We start from the raw sequence: 21,320 nt of genomic DNA on the forward strand, positions 1-21,320 counted from the left end.
GTGTCAGTGGAACTTTGGCAGCAGTGCGTGGAGCTTTTGCGCGATGAGCTGCCTGCCCAGCAATTCAACACCTGGATCCGTCCGCTACAGGTCGAAGCCGAAGGCGACGAGTTGCGTGTCTACGCACCCAATCGTTTTGTTCTCGACTGGGTCAACGAGAAATACCTGAGCCGCGTTCTCGAATTGCTCGACGAACACGGCAACGGGCTTGCTCCGGTGCTCTCCTTATTAATAGGCAGCAAACGTAGCTCGGCACCTCGTGCTGCGCCGAATGCACCGTTGGCAGCCAGTGCCTCCCAGGCTCAGGCCGCTGCGGCACCTGTTAATAACTCGCCAGCCCCGGTCGCCCAGACGCCTTCGAAATCCTCGTCGCAGAAAAACGCGCCTATAAATGAAGAGCCGTCCCGCGACAGCTTTGACCCAATGGCCGGCGCCAGCTCACAACAGGCCCCGGTTCGTGCCGAACAGCGCACCGTCCAGGTAGAGGGTGCGCTCAAGCACACCAGCTATCTGAACCGCACGTTCACCTTTGAGAACTTTGTCGAAGGTAAATCCAACCAGCTGGCCCGCGCGGCTGCCTGGCAGGTCGCCGACAATCCCAAGCACGGTTACAACCCGCTCTTCCTTTATGGTGGCGTTGGCTTGGGTAAAACTCACTTGATGCACGCCGTGGGTAACCACCTATTAAAGAAGAACCCGAATGCCAAGGTCGTGTACCTGCATTCGGAGCGCTTCGTGGCCGATATGGTCAAGGCGTTGCAGCTCAACGCCATCAACGAGTTCAAGCGGTTCTACCGTTCCGTTGATGCCTTGCTGATCGATGACATTCAATTCTTCGCCCGCAAGGAACGTTCCCAGGAAGAGTTTTTCCATACGTTCAACGCGTTGCTCGAAGGTGGCCAACAGGTCATCCTGACCAGTGACCGTTATCCGAAGGAAATCGAAGGCCTGGAAGAGCGCCTGAAGTCGCGCTTCGGCTGGGGCCTGACCGTAGCGGTAGAACCGCCGGAGCTTGAAACCCGCGTCGCGATCCTGATGAAAAAGGCCGACCAGGCCAAAGTCGACCTGCCGCACGACGCCGCGTTCTTTATCGCCCAGCGCATTCGCTCCAACGTGCGTGAACTGGAAGGCGCACTCAAGCGGGTCATCGCTCACTCGCACTTCATGGGTCGTGACATCACCATCGAGCTGATTCGCGAATCCCTGAAAGACCTGCTGGCGTTGCAAGACAAGCTGGTGAGTGTGGATAACATCCAGCGCACCGTGGCCGAGTATTACAAGATCAAGATTTCCGACCTGCTGTCCAAGCGCCGTTCGCGCTCGGTAGCACGTCCCCGCCAGGTAGCGATGGCGCTCTCCAAAGAGCTGACCAACCACAGCCTGCCGGAAATTGGTGATGTGTTTGGCGGTCGCGACCACACCACGGTCTTGCACGCGTGCCGCAAGATCAACGAACTTAAGGAATCCGACGCGGATATTCGCGAGGACTACAAGAACCTGCTGCGTACACTGACTACTTGATGAACACCAGCGCAGCTTATTAAGGCAAGGGACTAGACCATGCATTTCACCATTCAACGCGAAGCCCTGTTGAAACCCCTGCAACTGGTCGCAGGCGTCGTCGAGCGCCGACAGACCTTGCCGGTGCTTTCCAACGTATTGCTGGTTGTCGAAGGCCAGCAATTGTCCTTGACCGGTACCGACCTGGAAGTCGAGCTGGTCGGTCGCGTCCAGCTCGAAGAGCCCGCCGAACCCGGCGAGATCACCGTGCCGGCGCGCAAGCTGATGGACATCTGCAAGAGCCTGCCCAACGACGCGCTGATTGACATCAAGGTTGATGAGCAAAAGCTGGTGGTCAAGGCCGGTCGCAGCCGTTTCACCCTGTCGACCTTGCCGGCCAACGACTTCCCGACCGTGGAAGAAGGCCCAGGCTCGCTGACCTGCAGCCTGGAACAAAGCCGACTGCGCCGTTTGATCGAGCGCACCAGTTTCGCCATGGCCCAGCAGGACGTGCGTTATTACCTTAACGGCATGCTGCTGGAAGTCTCCGAAGGCATCATCCGCGCCGTAGCCACCGACGGTCACCGACTGGCCATGTGCTCGATGAAAGCCGATATCGGTCAGCCGGATCGCCACCAGGTGATCGTGCCGCGTAAAGGTATTCTGGAACTCGCGCGCCTGCTGACTGAGCCGGATGGCAATGTCAGTATCGTGCTGGGCCAGCACCACATCCGCGCGACCACTGGCGAGTTCACCTTCACTTCCAAGCTGGTTGACGGCAAGTTCCCGGATTACGAGCGCGTTCTGCCTAAAGGCGGCGACAAGCTGGTGATTGGTGATCGTCAGGCCCTGCGTGAAGCGTTCAGCCGTACCGCCATTCTTTCCAACGAGAAATACCGTGGTATCCGCCTGCAATTGGCCAACGGCCAACTGAAAATCCAGGCGAATAACCCTGAGCAGGAAGAAGCGGAAGAAGAAGTGGGCGTCGACTACAACGGCGGCAACCTGGAAATCGGCTTCAACGTCAGCTACCTGCTGGACGTGCTGGGCGTGATGACCACTGAACAGGTTCGCCTGATTCTGTCTGACTCCAACAGCAGCGCCCTGGTACAAGAATCCGACAACGATGACTCGGCTTACGTTGTCATGCCGATGCGCCTGTAATCATGTTCAGCAGAAGCTAGATGTCCCTCAGTCGCGTCTCGGTCACCGCGGTGCGCAATTTGCACCCGGTGACCTTCTCCCCCTCCCCCCGCATCAATATCCTCCACGGCGCCAACGGCAGTGGCAAAACCAGCGTGCTGGAAGCCATTCACCTGCTGGGGCTCGCTCGTTCCTTTCGCAGTGCCCGCTTGTTACCGGTGATTCAGTACGAACAACTGGCGTGCACAGTATTTGGCCAAGTCGAATTGGCCGAAGGCGGTCATAGCAGCCTGGGGATTTCTCGTGATCGTCAGGGGGAGTTTCAAATCCGCATCGATGGGCAGAATGCTCGTAGTGCTGCGCAGCTGGCAGAAATCCTGCCGCTGCAACTGATCAACCCGGACAGCTTCCGCTTGCTGGAAGGCGCGCCAAAAATCCGCAGGCAATTCCTCGACTGGGGAGTGTTCCACGTGGAACCGCGTTTCATGGCCACTTGGCAGCGCCTGCAGAAGGCCCTGCGGCAGCGGAACTCATGGCTGCGGCATGGTACACTTGACGCCGCTTCGCAAGCTGCTTGGGACCGGGAACTGTGCCTGGCCAGCGCTGAAATAGATGAATACCGCCGCGCCTATATCAAAGCCTTGAAACCAGTCTTTGAGCAGACCTTGAGCGAGTTACTTGAACTCGAGGGGCTGACGTTGAGCTACTACCGTGGTTGGGACAAAGACCGGGAACTGAGTGCAGTGCTCGCGACGTCCTTGCAACGGGATCAGCAAATTGGTCACACCCAGGCCGGACCACAACGGGCTGATTTGCGCCTTAGATTGGGCGCACATAATGCTGCGGATATCTTGTCCCGCGGTCAGCAGAAGTTGGTGGTCTGCGCTTTGCGTATCGCCCAGGGGCATCTGGTTAGCCAGGCCCGGCGCGGGCAATGTATTTATCTGGTGGATGACTTGCCGTCCGAACTGGACGAGCAGCACCGCCGCGCGTTATGCCGCTTGTTGGAAGACTTACGCTGCCAGGTGTTTATCACCTGTGTAGACCACGAATTATTGAGGGAAGGCTGGCAGACGGAAACGCCAGTCGCTTTGTTCCACGTGGAACAAGGCCGTATCACCCAGACCCACGACCATCGGGAGTGAAGGCATGAGCGAAGAAAATACGAATACGTACGACTCGACCAGCATTAAAGTGCTTAAAGGTTTGGATGCCGTACGCAAACGTCCCGGTATGTACATCGGTGATACCGATGATGGCAGCGGTCTGCACCACATGGTGTTCGAGGTGGTCGATAACTCGATCGACGAAGCTTTGGCCGGTCACTGCGACGACATCAGCATCATCATCCACCCGGACGAATCCATCACCGTACGCGACAACGGTCGCGGCATTCCGGTAGATGTGCATAAAGAAGAAGGCGTTTCGGCGGCAGAGGTCATCATGACCGTGCTCCACGCCGGCGGTAAGTTCGACGATAACTCCTATAAAGTATCCGGCGGTTTGCACGGTGTAGGTGTTTCGGTAGTAAACGCCCTTTCCGAAGAGCTGATCCTGACTGTACGTCGTAGCGGCAAGATCTGGGAACAGACTTACGTTCATGGTGTTCCACAGGAACCGATGAAAATCGTCGGTGACAGCGAAAGCACTGGTACGCAGATTCACTTCAAGCCTTCGGCTGAAACCTTCAAGAACATCCACTTCAGCTGGGACATTCTGGCCAAGCGGATTCGTGAACTGTCTTTCCTGAACTCCGGTGTGGGTATCGTCCTCAAGGACGAACGCAGCGGCAAGGAAGAGCTGTTCAAGTACGAAGGCGGCCTGCGTGCGTTCGTTGAATACCTGAACACCAACAAGACCGCGGTCAATCAGGTGTTCCACTTCAACATCCAGCGTGAAGACGGCATCGGCGTAGAAATCGCCCTGCAGTGGAACGACAGCTTCAACGAGAACCTGTTGTGCTTCACCAACAACATTCCTCAGCGCGATGGCGGTACTCACCTGGTGGGTTTCCGTTCTGCACTGACGCGTAACCTGAACACCTACATCGAAGCGGAAGGCCTGGCGAAGAAACACAAAGTCGCCACCACCGGTGACGATGCCCGCGAAGGCCTGACCGCCATTATCTCGGTCAAGGTTCCGGATCCGAAGTTCAGCTCCCAGACCAAAGACAAGCTGGTGTCCTCCGAAGTGAAGACAGCGGTCGAACAGGAAATGGGCAAGTACTTCTCCGACTTCCTGCTGGAAAACCCGAACGAAGCCAAGCTGGTTGTCGGCAAGATGATCGACGCAGCACGGGCTCGTGAAGCGGCGCGTAAAGCCCGTGAGATGACCCGTCGTAAAGGTGCGCTGGATATCGCCGGCCTGCCGGGCAAACTGGCTGACTGCCAGGAGAAAGACCCTGCCCTCTCCGAACTGTACCTGGTGGAAGGTGACTCTGCTGGCGGTTCCGCCAAGCAGGGTCGCAACCGTCGCACCCAGGCCATCCTGCCGTTGAAGGGTAAGATCCTCAACGTCGAGAAGGCGCGTTTCGACAAGATGATTTCCTCGCAGGAAGTCGGCACCTTGATCACCGCCCTGGGCTGTGGCATCGGCCGCGATGAGTACAACATCGACAAGCTGCGCTATCACAACATCATCATCATGACCGATGCTGACGTTGACGGTTCGCACATCCGCACCCTGCTGCTGACGTTCTTCTTCCGTCAGTTGCCGGAGTTGATCGAGCGTGGCTACATCTACATCGCCCAGCCACCGTTGTACAAAGTGAAAAAAGGCAAGCAAGAGCAATACATCAAAGACGACGACGCCATGGAAGAGTACATGACGCAGTCGGCCCTGGAAGATGCGAGCCTGCACTTGAACGACGAAGCCCCGGGCATCTCCGGTGAAGCGTTGGAGCGCCTGGTAAACGACTTCCGCATGGTGATGAAGACCCTCAAGCGTTTGTCGCGCCTGTACCCCCAGGAGCTGACCGAGCACTTCATCTACCTGCCATCCGTCAGCCTGGAACAGTTGGGTGATCATGCTCACATGCAGGCTTGGTTGGCCCAGTACGAAGTCCGCCTGCGTACCGTTGAAAAATCCGGCCTGGTCTACAAAGCCAGCCTGCGTGAAGACCGTGAACGTAACGTCTGGCTGCCAGAGGTCGAACTGATTTCCCACGGCCTGTCGAACTACGTCACCTTCAACCGCGACTTCTTCGGCAGCAACGACTACAAGACGGTTGTTACCCTCGGCGCGCAACTGAGCACCCTGCTGGACGACGGTGCTTACATTCAGCGTGGCGAGCGCAAGAAAGCGGTCAAAGAGTTCAAGGAAGCCCTGGACTGGTTGATGGCGGAAAGCACCAAGCGCCATACCATTCAGCGATACAAAGGTCTGGGCGAAATGAACCCGGATCAGCTGTGGGAAACCACCATGGACCCAGCCCAGCGTCGCATGCTGCGCGTGACCATCGAAGACGCCATTGGCGCGGACCAGATCTTCAACACCCTGATGGGTGATGCGGTCGAGCCTCGTCGTGACTTCATCGAGAGCAATGCCCTGGCGGTTTCCAACCTGGACTTCTGATCAGGTTGCAGCGCAAAAACAAAAAAGGCCAACGCTTAGCGTTGGCCTTTTTTATGGGCTGGATATGAGCATTTTATAAATGCTCCACGTGGAACATCTCAGTCCTCGGAAGCCGCCGTCACACTCTCCAACCGATATCCGTACCCATAGATCGTCAGCAACTGCCAACCCCGATCCGCCGTCAGCCCGAGCTTATTCCGCAGCCGATAAATATGCGTATCCAGCGGCCGCGACGACACCATCTCCTCATGGGTCCAGAACCGTTCATACAGGTACTCTCGAGACAGCGGCCGCGCCAGGTTCTCAAACAGGCACCGCGCCAGGCGGTATTCGCGCTCCGTCAGGCTGATGGGTTTTCCCGCCCTGCTCACCGTGAGTTCAGCATCATCAAAGGTCAGGTCATTGAAGGTATGCACCTCACTGGCTGCAGACTTCTGCAACCCGTGGCGACGCAGAACGGCATTCACCCGAGCCTTAAGCTCGTTGGGACGAAACGGCTTGCTGACGTAATCATCGGCACCACTGTTCAGCGCCTGGACGATATCGCTCTCGGCATCGCGGCTGGTAAGCATGATGGCGGCTGGCGGCGCTTCCATGTGCTCGCGGGTCCAGCGCAGCAATGCCAGGCCACTGAGGTCGGGCAGTTGCCAGTCAAGGATCAGCAAGTCGAAGGTCTCGCGGCGCAGTTGTCGCAGCAGGTCTTCTCCACGCTCGAAGCAGTGCAGGGTCCATGGCTGATCCGCAGCGCTGGGGATTTGTCGCAGTGTCTGTTCCACCCGCCGCAGTTCAGCAGGTTCGTCATCCAATATTGCGACACGCATGGCAGGGTCCTTTCTTATTGAAGAATGCGGGCATCGAATCTGAACAATTATGGCCAGATTCTCAGGCCCTCTGAATCTCTCGGTACGCTGATATCAAATGGCCGCAAGCCATTGGAAATCGTCAACACCCAAGCTGGGAAGATACCGGCTCGAGACCTTCAGGAAAAGGATCAATGGCAATCTGGTTTTATGCTGTTTCGAGACGTATGGCCGTTCTGGGGAAGGTTGATGTATGGGGAAGACTGGTATTGGTGGTGATGGTTGCTACGCTGGGCACGGAAACGGTCGGGGCCAATAAGCCGGCGATACCTATGCCGTTCGAGGAACGGCAGACTTTGAGTGAGCCCGGCAATGGCATGGGCTTCGCCCGTTCACCGTTTCAGCAACTCAGCGAACAGCAGCAGACCCAACGTTGGGTATTTTAAGTACCCGCAAATCTGAACAAATGTTGCGAATCGGTCCGATGCACCTATGTTGTAGGTAAATTCGCTCTCGCTGGATGACACACGGATTGGAGCGACGGAAGTGCTCCGACACAGGGACGTGTCATCTTCTGCAATGGATCTCACGCCCCCAGATATTTCGGCTATCGACTGGATACCTCATCGAGTATCGTAGACGGTACTCAAGGTCTTCCCGCTGCAAGACGCTGCCTGAAAGTGCTTTCTGATGACCCATTAGAACTAGAATCTTGATGAGCGCCATGACCTTTTTCCCCTGCCGATTCCGCTCTGCCGCTTCTACGCTGTTGAGTTCGGGCCTGATCGTTACGCTTGGCGTAGTGAGTCTTCCGGCCTTGGCACGCCCTGCCCCTCCCCGTGCACCCTATATCGACGACAACCGGATGTGCCGCGCGCAACCGCTTCCGGCGGTGGTGCAGCACCTCACGGGCGAAGCCTGGAAACTGGATGCCAAGGGTGTGTCCACGGCCCTGGAAGAAGGCATGTTCATTGATGAACAAGAAAGCGTAAAAACCTCATCGGGCGCATTTGTCAGCCTGTTGCTGGGGGACGGCTCGCGGATTGTCTTGCCCTCCAGCTCCCAGGTCCGATTGCATCTGGTCGAGGAGCAATCCATTCCCCAGGTGATTCTTGAAGAAGGTCAGGTCGAGGCTTACGTGATCAAGCGTGCCAGCGACTATGACCGTTTCCAGATCATGACCCCGGTGGGCGTTCTGGGGGTACGCGGCACGCATTTCCGTGTACGTAACGATGGCGAACAATCGCTGGTGGAAGTACTCAACGGGCAAGTGGCGGTCAATCGTGATGACGCTCCACCGACCCCGCGCCCTATCAAGAAGAAGCCCATTACCGGTCCAGTCTCTGGTGAAGTAAAGGTTGGTGCGCGGCAGGGCCTCGCGTTCAAGAAACAAGGCGAACTCAAACCCGTGGAACTGCTTGATGCGCCACGGTTGGTCGGCCAGGACGGTCAAAAGGGCGATGCGCCTGTCTGGACCCTGTTCCTGCGGCCATTGGCCGGGGCCCAGCGCTACCGGGCCCAGGTCGCGACCGATAAGGAGTTTCTGAACATCAAGCAGGAAAACTTCTCCGACAAGCCGCAAATGCGCTTCACTGGGCTGAAAGCATCGTTCTATCACGTTCGCTTGTCGGCATATGATGAACACGGGCTTGAGGGAGAAACCGGGGTTTATGACATTTTCTATTACCCACCCGCGAACCGCGTGCAGTAGTGCCCTGGACGCGAGCCGGTGAGGCTGTGGCACAGGGCTGAAAAGCGCCAACCGACTCAGGCTCAGCGGCTGTTCAATGGCCTGGTGCGCGAATGGCTGTGGGTCAGCCTGTTGCTATTACCCATCACGGCCTTCCTGTCCCTGAGCCCTGGCCTGGCCCTCAATAACCTGCTGTATGACAGCCTCCGCCGGCTGGCGCCTTTATCGGTGGATCCACGCATCCTGCTGGTCACGATCGACGACCGAAGCCTGAAGGAGCTCGGCCAATGGCCGTGGTCCCGACGTATGCATGCCGACCTGCTTGATCGGCTGAGCGCCGCCAAGCCTGCCGGCATCCTGTTTGATGTGATCTTCAGCGAGCCCGCCCGGGAGCCAGCCAATGACCTGCGCCTGGCCGAGGCTATGTGCAACGCTGGCAACGTCCTGTTGCCTTTGATTCGTGAAGGCTCGCCGCGCTACGGCCAGCCTGTGGCGCAAATCCTGCCCGTGTTGCCCTTGCGTGATTGCGCCCGTAGCGTCGGCCATATCAACGTGGAAGCGGACAGCGACGGCATCGTTCGAAGCCTGTATTTGCGTGAAGGTCCACCAGGTAATTTGACACCGCAGTTAGCCTGGCTGGCGTTTGAACTGAGCGGCCAGCCATCCGGAATGCCGGGCGCACCTGGTCCGTCGGAAAGCTCCAGCTGGCAGCGGGAAAATGCCATTCGAATTCCTTTTATTGCCAGTCATGCCGGCTTTCCCAGCGTGCCGTATATCAGTGTCTTGCGCGGGGAGGTGCCATCCGAGTTGCTGCGCGACCGCTTGATCCTGATTGGCGCTACGGCACCGGGCATGGGCGACCGTTATGTCACGCCGCTTTCGGCCAGTGTCGGCACCACCCCGGGCGTGGAGATCCAGGCAAATATTCTCAATGGCTTGCTGCAAGGGCGCAGTATTGTCGATCTGCCCGTGTGGATGGCGACGCTACTGGCCACCGCGATGGTCGCGGTGCTGTTGGGCCTTCTGCTGTTTCGCCCGCGTTATGCACTGTGGCTGACCCTCGGTTGCATGGTGGCTGCGCTTCTGGGTTCATGGGGCCTGTTGCGCCTGGGCCATTGGTGGTCGCCGGCAGCAAGTCTGATTGGCATGCTGCTCAGCTACCTGATCTGGAACTGGCGGCGCCTGAGCGTGATCCTGGCCTACTTCGGCTGGGAACTGGCACGCCTGGACAACGAACCCAAAGTGCTCCCGGAGCGCCGTCGAGCGCCCGCCAGCCAGGGTGATGTATTGCAGGGACGAATCTTCGCCCTCGAACAAGCGGTCAGCCGTACCCGGGACACTCGTCGCTTCATGGCCGATGGGCTGGAATGTTTGCCTGTAGCAACCTTGATTACCGACCCCAAGGGCAACGTCCTGCTGGCCAATCGAATTGCCCGCGATGTGTTCGGCAATGAACTGGTGGCCGAAAACCTCTTGGATCAGCTCGCCGCATTGGGTTATCCACCGCTGCAGGACGGTGTTCGCCCTGCCCTGTCGACGCTGGATATTGTCGAGTTCCGCGACACCCTTGACCGCAGCCTGCGCCTCGACCTGGCGCCGCTGCTGCCTGCAGACGGTGACGTGGCCCTGGGCTGGCTGCTGAGCCTCACAGACCTGAGCATTGAGCGTGATGCCCAGCAGCAACGGGAGACCCTGCTGCGCTTTCTGTCCCATGACCTGCGTGCGCCGCATTCGGCGATCCTGGCCCTGTTGGATGTTCAGGACTCCGCCGCGCCGATATTTGCGCAGATCGAACAACAAGTCCGCCGTGCCCTGAACCTGACCGAATCATTCGTGCAGTTGGCGAAAGCCGAATCCGATGGCTACCAATTCCAGCCCAGCCTGTTCGCCATGTTGGTACTCGACGCATTTGATCAAGTCGCAGTGCACGCCCAGTTGAAAGGCATTCGCCTGGTCCATCACCTGGATGAAGTCGGCGAAGAAATGGTGTGGGCGGATCAATCGCTGCTGACCCGCGCCTTGTTCAACCTGTTGGAAAATGCGGTGAAATACAGCCCATCGGGCACCACCGTTACGTTAAGCCTGACCCGCCATGAAGACGCTTTGGAGTGCCGTATCAGCGACCAGGGGCGAGGAATCTCCCCGCAGGATTTGCCCGAACTCTTCGCTCAATACCGGCGCTTCGCCTCGGCTCAGGGCAGTGAAGGATTGGGGTTGGGGCTGACCATGGTCAAGGCCGTCGTGGATCGTCACGGTGGGAGAATTCGCTGCGAAAGCGAGGTGGATAAAGGTACGACCTTCATGCTTCAGCTGCCATTGTGGCGAGACTGAATCGCGGCTTTTCACCTGTGCATAAAAAACCGGTCTCAAGGACCGGTTTTTTAATGCGGGAAAAACTTATGCACCTTTTCCGCTGTTTTATGAGCTTGGGAAATATGTAAGTAAATCAGCAGCCTATAAGCTAAAAAGCGCAATTCGCCAACAAACCGTACACAGGTTATCCACAGAAACTCAAATCACCGGCGTGTCGACCACAACCGGCTCCGGCGGCAACGAACCCATGGCCCGTTGTTGCGCTTCATTCCATGCCTGGGCACGGTCGTTCAGCGCTGCAATGGCACGTGGGCCTTCGCCCTCGGCATACATGGGCTCGCCAATGATTACAGTGATGGTGCCTTCACGCTTGGCCCAGCCGGTCTTTGGCCAGAACTTGCCGGCGTTGTGGGCAATCGGCAGCACCGGCAGCCCGGCGTTCACCGCCAGGGCCGTACCGCCACGTGAGAACTTGCCCACAGTGCCGTAGGGCACGCGTGTGCCTTCAGGGAAGATCAGCACCCAAACCCCATCCTTCAACAGCTCATCGCCCTTCTTGGCCACATGCTTGAGTGCGGCCTTGGGGTTGTCGCGGTCGATGGCGATCGGTCGCAGCATGGCCATGGCCCAGCCGAAGAATGGTACGTACAGCAGCTCACGCTTGAGCACCTGGCTCAGGGGCGAGAAATACGCAGACAGGAAAAAGGTTTCCCAGGTGCTCTGGTGGTTCGACAGAATCACACAAGGCTGGTCCGGGACGTTTTCGGCGCCCTTGATCTCGAAACGAATGTTCAGGAACACCTTGGTCAACCACAGCGCGCAGTTGCACCAAAAGACGTTGATGAAACGATAGCGCGCCTTGAACGGCAGGAAAGGCGCGATAAAAAAGCTCAGGGTGCACCAGAGAAAAGAGCTGGTGCCCAACAGCAGGTAAAAGAAGAAGGTTCTGATGGCCTGCAAAATCGACATGGCGGCATTTACCGTTGCGGGACAACGCCCGCCTGTTAAAAGCGCGCTCCCGAACAGTCCTTGGTCAGGAAGTCAGAAGGGCTGCTAGTTGTTGATAAGTTCTGCGGCAACCGCCGCCAGATCGTCAAAAATCAAGGTACCTACCGGCAGGGTTTTAGCCTGGGTCTTTTCGCCTTTCCCGGTTTTTACCAAAACTGGCTGAGAGTCGACGGCTTTGGCGGCTTCCAGGTCACCGAGGCTGTCCCCGACAAACCATAGCCCAGCCAACGGCACGTTGTAATGTTCAGCAATAGTTTTAAGCATACCCGGTTTGGGCTTGCGGCAATCGCAGCCTTCATCCGGGCCGTGCGGGCAATACACCACCAGCCCTACTTCACCGCCCTGCTCGGCCACCAGCGTGCGCAGGCGCGCGTGCATGGCGTCGAGGGTGGCGATGTCGTAGTAGCCGCGGGCGATGCCGGACTGGTTGGTGGCGATGGCCACCGTCCAGCCCGCTTTGCTCAACTGCGCGATGGCCTCGATCGAGCCGGGCAGTGGAATCCATTCCGCCACCGATTTGATGTAAGCGTCGGAGTCGTAATTGATCACTCCGTCCCGATCGAGAATCAGCAGTTTCAACATGGTCAGCTCAGTACGGAAATGTCAGCGATATTGATGAACAGGCCGCGCAGGCGCGCCAGCATGGCGTAGCGGTTTTTCCGCACGCCCGCGTCTTCGGCATTGATCATCACCGCTTCGAAGAACGCATCCACCGGCTCACGCAAGGTGGCCAGGCGCGCCAGTGCTTCGGCGTAGTTGCGTTCGGCGATCAGCGGCTTCACTGCGTTTTCCGCCTTGGCGATGGCCGAGTTCAGCGAGAACTCCTTGGCATCGGCAAACAGGCCCGGGTCGACTTCGGCATTACCGAGGTTGTCGGCCTTGCTCAGCAGGTTCGACACACGCTTGTTCACGGCGGCCAGGGCACCGGCTTCCGGCAGCTTGCGGAAGGCCTGTACGGCCTGCACACGCTGGTCGAAGTCCAGCGCCGAACCTGGTTGCAGGGCACGTACCGACAGGTACACCGAAACGTCCACGCCTTCGTCTTCGTAACGCGCACGCAGACGGTCGAACACGAACTCCAGCACTTGCTCGGCCAGGCCCGCTTGCTTGACCTTGGCACCGAACTGGCCAACCGCAAACACCACGGCCTGGGTCAGGTCGAGGTCGAGCTTCTTGTCGATCAGGATGCGCAGCACGCCCAGGGCCGCACGGCGCAGCGCATACGGGTCTTTGCTGCCGGTAGGCAACATGCCGATACCGAAGATACCGACGAGGGTATCCAGCTTGTCAGCGATGGCCACGGCCGCACCGGTGAGGGTGGTCGGCAGCTCGGCGCCAGCACCGCGCGGCATGTACTGCTCGTTCAGCGCGAGGGCGACATCCTGCGGCTCGCCATCATTCAGGGCGTAGTAGTAACCGGCAACACCTTGCATCTCCGGGAACTCGCCGACCATCTCGGTGGCCAGGTCGCACTTGGACAGCAGGCCGGCACGCGCAGCCCAGGCAGCATCGCCACCAATGCGTGGCGCGATGTAGGCCGCCAGCTTGGAAACCCGTACGGCCTTGTCGTAGACGCTGCCGAGTTTTTCCTGGAACACCACGTTCTGCAGGCGCAGGTTGAAGTCTTCGAGCTTCTGCTTCTTGTCTTGCTTGAAGAAGAACTCGGCGTCAGTCAGGCGCGGGCGAACGACTTTTTCGTTACCGGCGATGATCTGCTGGGGGTCCTTGCTTTCGATGTTGGCCACGGTGATGAAGCGCGGCAGCAGCTTGCCGTCGACGTCCAGCAGGCAGAAATACTTCTGGTTGTCCTGCATGGTGGTGATCAGCGCTTCCTGCGGCACGTCGAGGAATCGTTCCTCGAACGAGCACACCAGCGGCACTGGCCATTCAACCAAAGCGGTCACTTCGTCCAGCAGGCTTGGCGGCACGATGGCGGTGCCTTCCTGCAGGCGGGCCAGCTCTTCGGTACGCTTGCTGATCAGCTCGCGGCGCTCATTGGCATCCGCCAGCACATAGGCTGCACGCAGGTCATTGAGGTAGTTGGCGGGCGCGGTGATGCGCACGGCTTCAGGATGGTGGAAGCGGTGGCCACGTGAATCACGGCCGGCCTTCTGGGCGAGGATGGTGCAGTCGATGACCTGGTCACCGAGCAGCATCACCAGCCATTGGGTCGGGCGCACGAACTCTTCCTTGCGGGCACCCCAGCGCATGCGCTTGGGAATCGGCAGGTCGTTCAGCGAGTCTTCAACGATGGTCGGCAACAGGCTGGCGGTCGGCTTGCCGGTGATGACCTGGCTGAAACGCAGCTTCGGGCCGCTCTGGTCGATTTCGCTCAGCTCGACGCCACACTTCTTGGCAAAACCAAGGGCGGCTTGAGTCGGGTTGCCTTCAGCATCGAAGGCGGCCTGGCGTGGCGGGCCGTCGAGGTTGATGCTGCGGTCCGGCTGCTGGGTTTCCAGTGCGGTGAGCAACACAGCCAGTCGGCGCGGCGCGGCGTAGACTTTTTTTGCGGCGAACTTCAGGCCAGCGGTTTGCAGGCCTTTTTCGATACCGGCCAGGAATGCGTCGGCCAGGGTATTCAGTGCCTTGGGTGGCAGCTCTTCGGTGCCCAGTTCAACCAGGAAATCTTGAGCACTCATTGTGCAGCCTCCAGCTTAGCCAACACTTCATCACGCAGGTCCGGGGTGGCCATCGGGAAGCCCAGCTTGGCGCGAGCCAACAGGTAGGCTTGGGCGACGGAACGCGCCAGGGTGCGTACACGCAGGATGTATTGCTGGCGCGCAGTTACCGAGATGGCACGACGGGCGTCCAGCAGGTTGAAGGTGTGGGATGCCTTCAGAACCATTTCATAGCTTGGCAACGGCAGCGGCTGATCCAGTTCGATCAGGCGCTTGGCTTCGCTTTCATAGAAGTCGAACAGTTCGAACAGCTTCTCGACGTTGGCGTGCTCGAAGTTGTAGGTCGACTGCTCCACTTCGTTCTGGTGGAACACGTCGCCGTAGGTCACCTTGCCGAACGGGCCGTCAGCCCACACCAGGTCGTAGACCGAGTCCACGCCTTGCAGGTACATGGCCAGGCGCTCGAGACCGTAGGTGATCTCGCCGGTCACCGGGTAGCACTCGATGCCGCCGGCTTGCTGGAAGTAAGTGAACTGCGTCACTTCCATACCGTTGAGCCAGACTTCCCAGCCCAGGCCCCAGGCGCCCAGGGTTGGCGATTCCCAGTTGTCTTCGACGAAACGGATGTCGTGGACCAGCGGGTCCAGGCCGACATGTTTCAACGAGCCCAGGTACAGCTCCTGGAAGTTGTCCGGGTTTGGCTTCAGAACCACCTGGAACTGGTAGTAGTGCTGCAGGCGGTTCGGGTTTTCGCCGTAGCGGCCGTCAGTCGGGCGACGACTGGGCTGCACATAAGCGGCGTTCCAGGTTTCCGGGCCGATGGCCCGCAGGAAGGTAGCGGTGTGGAAAGTGCCGGCGCCTACTTCCATATCGTAGGGCTGAAGTACCACACAACCTTGCTCGGCCCAGTATTGCTGGAGGGCGAGGATCAAGTCTTGGAAGGTACGCACGGCTGGCGTAGGCTGGCTCACGAAATTCACCTGTTACTTGGGCTGCGATTTAAAGAGCGGGAGTATACCCGATTCGGCCGCGCCACCATCCCCTGGAGCCTTATGCCACGCTGCTTTTGGTGTTCTGAAGATCCGCTGTACATGGCTTATCACGATCAGGAGTGGGGAACGCCGCTGCGCGATGCGCAGGGACTGTTCGAGTTGCTTTTGCTCGAAGGGTTCCAGGCGGGCCTGTCCTGGATCACCGTTTTACGCAAACGCGAGCATTATCGAAAGGTCTTGTTCGGCTTTGATGCGCAGCGTCTGGCCCAACTGAGCGATGCCGAGATCGAAGCGCTGATGCTCGATCCGGGCATCGTGCGTAACCGCCTGAAACTCAATGCCACCCGGCGCAATGCCGCCGCCTGGCTGGCGCTGCAGGACCCCGTGGAGTTTCTGTGGTCGTTTGTGGGCGGCGTGCCCAAGGTCAATCATTTCAAGGACCGCAGCCAGGTTCCGGCCATTACGCCGGAGGCTGAGGCCATGAGCAAAGCCTTGAAAAAAGCCGGCTTCACCTTCGTCGGGCCGACCATCTGTTACGCGTTCATGCAGGCCTCGGGCATGGTCATGGACCACACTCAGGACTGCGACCGTTACGCGGACCTCGCCAACGCCGGTTAGAATGGCGGCTTTGCGCACCACACACGATCAGGAGTGACCTGTGGAAAAGTTTAAAGGCGCCTTGCTGGTAGGCGCTCTTCGGTTGTTTGCCCTGCTGCCCTGGCGCGCGGTGCAAGCGGTCGGTTCGGCAATTGGCTGGATCATGTGGAAAACCCCCAACCGTTCCCGCGAGACGGTGCGGATCAACCTGTCCAAATGCTTCCCGGACATGGATCCGGCCGAGCGCGAGCGTCTCGTTGGACGCAGCCTGATGGACATCGGCAAGTCCCTGACCGAAAGCGCCTGCGCCTGGATCTGGCCGGCCCAGCGTTCCATCGACCTGGTGCGCGAGGTCGAAGGCCTGGAAGTGCTGCACGAAGCCCTGGCCTCGGGCAAAGGCGTGGTCGGTATCACCAGCCACCTGGGCAACTGGGAAGTGTTGAACCACTTCTATTGCAGCCAATGCAAACCGATCATTTTCTACCGCCCGCCGAAGCTCAAGGCGGTGGATGACTTGCTGCGCAAACAGCGGGTGCAACTGGGTAACCGCGTGGCGGCGTCCACCAAGGAAGGCATCCTCAGTGTCATCAAGGAAGTGCGCAAAGGCGGCCAGGTGGGCATTCCTGCGGATCCGGAGCCGGCGGAATCGGCCGGGATCTTCGTGCCGTTCTTCGCCACCCAGGCGCTGACCAGCAAGTTCGTGCCGAACATGCTGGCGGGGCACAAGGCGGTCGGGGTGTTCCTGCATGCCCTGCGGCTGCCGGATGGCTCGGGCTACAAAGTGATCCTGGAAGCGGCGCCGGAAGACATGTACAGCACCGACACCGCCACTTCGTGTGCGGCGATGAGCAAGGTGGTGGAGCGCTATGTGGGGGCTTACCCGAGCCAGTACATGTGGAGCATGAAACGCTTCAAGAAACGCCCGCCGGGTGAGGCGCGGTGGTATTGATTTACGGCTGACTCAAGGTTGGCACAAAACAAAATGTGGGAGCGGGCTTGCTCGCGAAGGCGGTGTATCAGACACAAATTCGGTGACTGACACGACGCCTTCGCGAGCAAGCCCGCTCCCACATTGGGTTCTGCTTAAACTTGGCGGTCGAGTTTCTTCAGGAATACGGTCATTTCCTTTTCGGCCTGCTTGTCGCCATGTGCCAGGGCCGCTTCAATACCCTTCTCCCAAGCTAACCGCGCTGCAGCGTTATCACCCTGCCCCAACTGCGCCTTGCCCAACAGCTTCCACGCCGCCGAATACTTCGGGTCGAACTCGACGCATTTCTGCAAATGCTCGGCCGCTTTGGCGTTGTCCTTCAGATCAAGATAACCCTTGCCCAAACCAAACCGCAGCAGTGAGTTATCCACGCCCTTGGCGAGCATTTTTTCCAGGGATTCGAGCATGTCGGTCACTCCGTTTGATCAGAAAAAGCTCAGGCCCACGTGGAACAGCTTCTCCACATCGCGGATATGTTTTTTATCCACAAGGAACAGAATCACGTGGTCGCCCGTGGCGATCACCGTGTCGTCGTGGGCGATGATCACTTCTTCATCGCGAATGATTGCGCCGATGGTGGTGCCCGGCGGCAGGCCGATATCGCGGATCGCCTTGCCAATCACCTTGCTCGATTTTGAATCACCGTGGGCAATCGCCTCGATGGCTTCCGCCGCACCCCGGCGCAACGAGTGCACACTGACGATATCGCCGCGCCGCACGTGGGCCAGCAAGGTGCCGATGGTCGCCAGTTGCGGGCTGATGGCGATGTCGATATCGCCGCCCTGGATCAGGTCGACGTAGGCCGGGTTGTTGATGATGGTCATCACCTTCTTCGCCCCCAGCCGCTTGGCCAGCAACGACGACATGATGTTGGCTTCGTCATCGTTGGTCAGGGCCAGGAAGATATCGGCGTCGGCGATGTTTTCTTCCAGCAGCAGATCACGATCCGAGGCGCTGCCCTGCAGGACCACGGTGCTGTCGAGGGTGTCGGACAAATACCGGCAGCGTGCCGGATTCATCTCGATGATCTTCACCTGGTAGCGGCTTTCGATGGCCTCGGCCAAGCGCTCACCGATCTGCCCGCCGCCGGCGATGACGATGCGTTTATAGGTCTCATCCAGACGGCGCATTTCGCTCATCACCGCGCGAATGTTCGCTTTGGCGGCGATGAAAAACACCTCGTCGTCAGCCTCGATCACCGTATCGCCCTGGGGCAGGATCGGCCGGTCGCGACGGAAGATCGCCGCCACCCGCGTCTCGACGTTGGGCATGTGCTCGCGTAGCTGGCGCAGTTGCTGGCCCACCAACGGTCCGCCGTAGTAGGCCTTGACCGCCACCAGCTGTGCCTTGCCTTCGGCGAAGTCGATCACCTGCAAGGCGCCCGGGTGTTCGATCAGGCGCTTGATGTAATGGGTCACCACCTGTTCCGGGCTGATCAGCACATCGACCGGGATCGCGTCGTTGTCGAACAGTCCGGCGCGGGTCAGGTAGGCCGCCTCACGCACTCGGGCGATCTTGGTCGGAGTGTGAAACAGGGTGTGGGCGACCTGGCAGGCAACCATGTTGGTCTCGTCACTGTTGGTGACTGCCACCAGCATGTCGGCATCGTCGGCACCGGCCTGGCGCAGCACTGTAGGAAACGAGGCGCGGCCCTGTACGGTACGGATGTCCAAACGGTCGCCCAAATCCCGCAGGCGCTCCGCGTCGGTGTCGACCACGGTGATGTCGTTGGCTTCGCTGGCCAAATGCTCGGCCAGCGTACCGCCAACCTGCCCTGCGCCGAGGATGATGATTTTCATCCGGTCACTCCCTTAAAACCATTCAGCCGCGAGCGGCGGCAATCTTGATCAGCTTGGCGTAATAGAACCCGTCGTGGCCGCCTTCCTGGGCCAGCAACTGGCGGCCATGAGGCTGCTTGATCCCGGCCTGGATGTCGAGGTCCAGTTCCCGTGCGCCGCTGGTGCGAGCAAGGAAGGCTTCGATGACTTCAGTGTTTTCGGTAGGCAGCGTCGAGCAGGTGGCGTACAGCAGGATGCCGCCTACTTCGAGGGTCGGCCACAACGCGTCCAGCAACTCGCCTTGCAGCACGGCCAGGGCGGCGATGTCGTCGGGTTGGCGGGTCAGCTTTATGTCCGGGTGGCGGCGGATCACGCCGGTGGCGGAGCACGGTGCGTCCAGCAGGATGCGCTGGAACGGCTTGCCGTCCCACCAGGTGGCGGTGTCGCGGCCGTCGGCGGCGATCAGGTCGGCGCTGAGGCCCAGGCGCGCGAGGTTTTCCCGCACACGCACCAGGCGCTTGGCTTCCAGGTCGACGGCGACGACACCGGCCAGGTCTGCTTGCACTTCCATGATGTGGCAGGTCTTGCCGCCGGGGGCGCAACAGGCGTCCAGTACGCGTTGGCCCGGGGCCAGGTCCAGCAGGTCGGCGGCCAGTTGAGCGGCTTCGTCCTGCACGCTGATCCAGCCTTCGGCGAACCCGGGCAGGTTACGTACATCGCCCGGTTCTGTAAGAACGATGCCGTCCTGGCTGTAGACGCAGGCCGTGGCCGCTACACCGGCTTCGCCAAGCAATGTGAGATAAGCGTCGCGGGTGTGATGACGGCGATTGACCCGCAGGATCATCGGCGGGTGCGCGTTGTTGGCCGCGCAGATGGCTTCCCATTGCTCGGGCCAGAATGCCTTCAGGGATTTTTGCAGCCAGCGCGGGTGGGCGGTGCGCACCACCGGGTCATGTTCCAGCTCGGCCAGCAGCGCTTCGCTTTCGCGCTGGGCGCGGCGCAGCACGGCGTTGAGCAGGGCCTTGGCCCAAGGCTTTTTCAGCTTGTCGGCGCAACCGACGGTTTCGCCGATGGCCGCGTGGGCCGGCACGCGGGTGTAGAGCAGTTGATACAGGCCCACCAGCAGCAGCGCCTCGACATCGGCGTCCGCCGCCTTGAACGGCTTTTGCAGCAGCTTGGCCGCCAGCGCCGATAAACGTGGCTGCCAGCGGGCGGTACCGAAGGCCAGGTCCTGGGTAAAGCCGCGATCGCGGTCTTCGACTTTATCCAGTTGGGTCGGCAACGAACTATTGAGGGAAGCCTTGCCGTTGAGCACGGCGGCCAGGGCCTTGGCGGCGGACAGACGTGGGTTCATTGCGCGTCCACCGCTTGGCCGAGGACGATGCCAACGGCAAATTTCTCACGGCGGCTGTTGAACAAATCGCTGAAGTTCAGCGCCTTGCCGCCGGGCAATTGCAGACGGGTCAGACACAGCGCCTGTTCACCGCACGCTACCAACAGGCCGTCCTTGCTGGCGCCGATGATCTCGCCGGGGGCGCCCTTGCCTTCGGCCAGGGTGGCGGCCAGTACTTTCAAGGCCTCGCCATTGAGCGTGCTGTGGCAGATCGGCCACGGGTTGAAGGCACGCACCAGACGCTCCAGCTCAACGGCCGGGCGGCTCCAGTCGATGCGGGCTTCATCCTTGTTCAATTTGTGGGCGTAGGTGGCGAGGCTGTCGTCCTGCACTTCACCTTGCAGAGTGCCGGCAGCCAGGCCTGCGATGGCCTGGACGACAGCCGGCGGGCCCATTTCGGCGAGGCGATCATGCAGGCTGCCGCCGGTGTCTTGCCCGGTGATCGGGGTGGTGACTTTCAGCAGCATCGGCCCGGTGTCCAGGCCTGCTTCCATGCGCATCACGGTCACCCCGCTTTGCGCATCACCGGCTTCGACGGCACGCTGGATCGGTGCCGCGCCACGCCAGCGAGGCAGCAGCGAGGCGTGGCTGTTGATGCAGCCCAGGCGCGGGATATCCAGCACAGCCTGGGGCAGGATCAAGCCGTAGGCCACCACCACCAGCAGGTCTGGTTTCAGCGCAGCCAGTTCGGCCTGGGCATCGGCGTTGCGCAGGGTCGGCGGCTGCAGCACCACAATGTTGTTTTCCAGTGCCAGCTGCTTGACCGGGCTGGGCATCAGTTTTTGCCCACGACCGGCCGGGCGATCGGGCTGGGTGTAGACCGCCACGATTTCATAAGGGCTGGCGAGCAGGGCCTTGAGGTGTTCGGCGGCGAATTCGGGGGTGCCGGCAAAAACGATGCGCAGTGGCTCGGTCATAGGAAACGTC

18 protein-coding genes are annotated in these 21,320 nt (G+C 59.8%); 9 read left to right on the forward strand and 9 right to left on the reverse strand.

All coding sequences use genetic code 11. The features are described from left to right. The 4 genes from dnaA to gyrB are packed head-to-tail and all read left to right on the forward strand — an operon-like array spanning position 1 to position 6,216. Entirely contained in the window at positions 1-1,521 is a 1,521-nt protein-coding gene (dnaA, locus tag V6607_RS00005) for a chromosomal replication initiator protein DnaA (RefSeq protein ID WP_032868695.1), read from the forward strand. Positions 1,522-1,560: 39 nt separating this feature from the next. Next, positions 1,561-2,664: a DNA polymerase III subunit beta gene (dnaN, locus tag V6607_RS00010; RefSeq protein ID WP_003213582.1), complete on the forward strand. Its 1,104-nt coding sequence runs from the start codon at positions 1,561-1,563 to the stop codon at positions 2,662-2,664. Positions 2,665-2,684: 20 nt separating this feature from the next. Further along, on the forward strand, positions 2,685-3,788 hold the full coding sequence (gene recF / locus V6607_RS00015; RefSeq protein ID WP_003213585.1) for a DNA replication/repair protein RecF: 1,104 nt from the start codon (positions 2,685-2,687) through the stop codon (positions 3,786-3,788). A 4-nt stretch (positions 3,789-3,792) separates the two neighbouring features. After that, the gene (gyrB, locus tag V6607_RS00020; protein ID WP_003213587.1) at positions 3,793-6,216 is read left to right on the forward strand and encodes a DNA topoisomerase (ATP-hydrolyzing) subunit B; all 2,424 of its coding nucleotides are present in this window, start codon (positions 3,793-3,795) and stop codon (positions 6,214-6,216) included. 98 nt (positions 6,217-6,314) lie between these two features. On the opposite strand, the gene V6607_RS00025 is transcribed toward gyrB, so the two are convergent. Then, on the reverse strand, positions 6,315-7,037 hold the full coding sequence (locus tag V6607_RS00025) for a response regulator transcription factor (protein ID WP_003213588.1): 723 nt from the start codon (positions 7,035-7,037) through the stop codon (positions 6,315-6,317). 173 nt (positions 7,038-7,210) lie between these two features. Between V6607_RS00025 and V6607_RS00030 the strand changes: the two genes are divergently transcribed. The 3 genes from V6607_RS00030 to V6607_RS00040 all read left to right on the forward strand — a co-directional run bounded on the left by V6607_RS00030 (position 7,211) and on the right by V6607_RS00040 (position 11,037). After that, positions 7,211-7,462 (forward strand): hypothetical protein, encoded by a 252-nt coding sequence (locus V6607_RS00030; protein ID WP_003213590.1) that lies wholly within the window; start codon positions 7,211-7,213, stop codon positions 7,460-7,462. A gap of 269 nt (positions 7,463-7,731) precedes the next feature. Further along, positions 7,732-8,727: a FecR domain-containing protein gene (locus tag V6607_RS00035; RefSeq protein ID WP_256344554.1), complete on the forward strand. Its 996-nt coding sequence runs from the start codon at positions 7,732-7,734 to the stop codon at positions 8,725-8,727. Positions 8,728-8,745: 18 nt separating this feature from the next. After that, positions 8,746-11,037, forward strand: a complete 2,292-nt coding sequence (locus tag V6607_RS00040; protein ID WP_134325482.1) for a CHASE2 domain-containing protein — start codon at positions 8,746-8,748, stop codon at positions 11,035-11,037. A gap of 180 nt (positions 11,038-11,217) precedes the next feature. Here the strand turns inward: V6607_RS00040 and V6607_RS00045 are convergent, their stop codons facing one another. The 4 genes from V6607_RS00045 to glyQ form a co-directional block, all read right to left on the reverse strand. Further along, on the reverse strand, positions 11,218-11,988 hold the full coding sequence (locus V6607_RS00045; RefSeq protein ID WP_003213596.1) for a lysophospholipid acyltransferase family protein: 771 nt from the start codon (positions 11,986-11,988) through the stop codon (positions 11,218-11,220). 84 nt (positions 11,989-12,072) lie between these two features. Next, entirely contained in the window at positions 12,073-12,609 is a 537-nt protein-coding gene (gene gmhB, locus V6607_RS00050) for a D-glycero-beta-D-manno-heptose 1,7-bisphosphate 7-phosphatase (RefSeq protein WP_166742131.1), read from the reverse strand. Positions 12,610-12,611: 2 nt separating this feature from the next. Further along, positions 12,612-14,666 carry a glycine--tRNA ligase subunit beta gene (gene glyS, locus V6607_RS00055; RefSeq protein WP_003213599.1) on the reverse strand — a complete coding sequence of 685 codons (2,055 nt, stop codon included), beginning with the start codon at positions 14,664-14,666 and terminating at the stop codon, positions 12,612-12,614. Continuing rightward, complete coding sequence (gene glyQ / locus V6607_RS00060; protein ID WP_003213601.1) at positions 14,663-15,616, reverse strand: glycine--tRNA ligase subunit alpha; 954 nt, start codon at positions 15,614-15,616, stop codon at positions 14,663-14,665. Before glyQ ends, glyS begins: the two co-directional genes overlap by 4 nt. 81 nt (positions 15,617-15,697) lie before the next feature. Here glyQ and tag point away from each other — a divergent pair, with 81 nt between their 5' ends. Further along, positions 15,698-16,255, forward strand: a complete 558-nt coding sequence (gene tag / locus V6607_RS00065) for a DNA-3-methyladenine glycosylase I (RefSeq protein WP_087694571.1) — start codon at positions 15,698-15,700, stop codon at positions 16,253-16,255. A 40-nt stretch (positions 16,256-16,295) separates the two neighbouring features. After that, positions 16,296-17,183, forward strand: coding sequence for a lysophospholipid acyltransferase (locus V6607_RS00070; protein ID WP_003213605.1), 888 nt, complete (start codon positions 16,296-16,298; stop codon positions 17,181-17,183). Between the two features lie 134 nt (positions 17,184-17,317). On the opposite strand, the gene V6607_RS00075 is transcribed toward V6607_RS00070, so the two are convergent. From V6607_RS00075 to fmt, 4 genes are read right to left on the reverse strand one after another with little or no spacing between them, the layout of a single operon-like run. Further along, positions 17,318-17,629: a hypothetical protein gene (locus tag V6607_RS00075; RefSeq protein WP_134325483.1), complete on the reverse strand. Its 312-nt coding sequence runs from the start codon at positions 17,627-17,629 to the stop codon at positions 17,318-17,320. 18 nt (positions 17,630-17,647) lie between these two features. Next, entirely contained in the window at positions 17,648-19,021 is a 1,374-nt protein-coding gene (trkA, locus tag V6607_RS00080; protein ID WP_003213611.1) for a Trk system potassium transporter TrkA, read from the reverse strand. Positions 19,022-19,043: 22 nt separating this feature from the next. Beyond that, positions 19,044-20,354, reverse strand: coding sequence for a 16S rRNA (cytosine(967)-C(5))-methyltransferase RsmB (gene rsmB / locus V6607_RS00085; protein WP_134325484.1), 1,311 nt, complete (start codon positions 20,352-20,354; stop codon positions 19,044-19,046). Next, entirely contained in the window at positions 20,351-21,310 is a 960-nt protein-coding gene (gene fmt / locus V6607_RS00090; protein WP_003213615.1) for a methionyl-tRNA formyltransferase, read from the reverse strand. The genes rsmB and fmt overlap by 4 nt, the downstream gene beginning before the upstream one ends. Positions 21,311-21,320 lie beyond the last annotated feature (10 nt).

The sequence above is a fragment of the Pseudomonas sp. KK18 genome, assembly GCF_037094675.1.
Lineage (GTDB): Bacteria > Pseudomonadota > Gammaproteobacteria > Pseudomonadales > Pseudomonadaceae > Aquipseudomonas.

What these genes read in the sequence shown, in the direction of transcription:
- V6607_RS00075 (WP_134325483.1), bottom strand. Translation starts at nt 17,629, where the DNA reads ATGCTCGAATCCCTGGAAAAAATGCTCGCCAAGGGCGTGGATAACTCA.
- V6607_RS00030 (WP_003213590.1), top strand. Translation starts at nt 7,211, where the DNA reads ATGGCAATCTGGTTTTATGCTGTTTCGAGACGTATGGCCGTTCTGGGG.
- gmhB (WP_166742131.1), bottom strand. Translation starts at nt 12,609, where the DNA reads ATGTTGAAACTGCTGATTCTCGATCGGGACGGAGTGATCAATTACGAC.
- tag (WP_087694571.1), top strand. Translation starts at nt 15,698, where the DNA reads ATGCCACGCTGCTTTTGGTGTTCTGAAGATCCGCTGTACATGGCTTAT.
- V6607_RS00025 (WP_003213588.1), bottom strand. Translation starts at nt 7,037, where the DNA reads ATGCGTGTCGCAATATTGGATGACGAACCTGCTGAACTGCGGCGGGTG.
- dnaN (WP_003213582.1), top strand. Translation starts at nt 1,561, where the DNA reads ATGCATTTCACCATTCAACGCGAAGCCCTGTTGAAACCCCTGCAACTG.
- fmt (WP_003213615.1), bottom strand. Translation starts at nt 21,310, where the DNA reads ATGACCGAGCCACTGCGCATCGTTTTTGCCGGCACCCCCGAATTCGCC.
- V6607_RS00035 (WP_256344554.1), top strand. Translation starts at nt 7,732, where the DNA reads ATGAGCGCCATGACCTTTTTCCCCTGCCGATTCCGCTCTGCCGCTTCT.
- recF (WP_003213585.1), top strand. Translation starts at nt 2,685, where the DNA reads ATGTCCCTCAGTCGCGTCTCGGTCACCGCGGTGCGCAATTTGCACCCG.
- glyS (WP_003213599.1), bottom strand. Translation starts at nt 14,666, where the DNA reads ATGAGTGCTCAAGATTTCCTGGTTGAACTGGGCACCGAAGAGCTGCCA.
- gyrB (WP_003213587.1), top strand. Translation starts at nt 3,793, where the DNA reads ATGAGCGAAGAAAATACGAATACGTACGACTCGACCAGCATTAAAGTG.
- V6607_RS00045 (WP_003213596.1), bottom strand. Translation starts at nt 11,988, where the DNA reads ATGTCGATTTTGCAGGCCATCAGAACCTTCTTCTTTTACCTGCTGTTG.
- rsmB (WP_134325484.1), bottom strand. Translation starts at nt 20,354, where the DNA reads ATGAACCCACGTCTGTCCGCCGCCAAGGCCCTGGCCGCCGTGCTCAAC.
- trkA (WP_003213611.1), bottom strand. Translation starts at nt 19,021, where the DNA reads ATGAAAATCATCATCCTCGGCGCAGGGCAGGTTGGCGGTACGCTGGCC.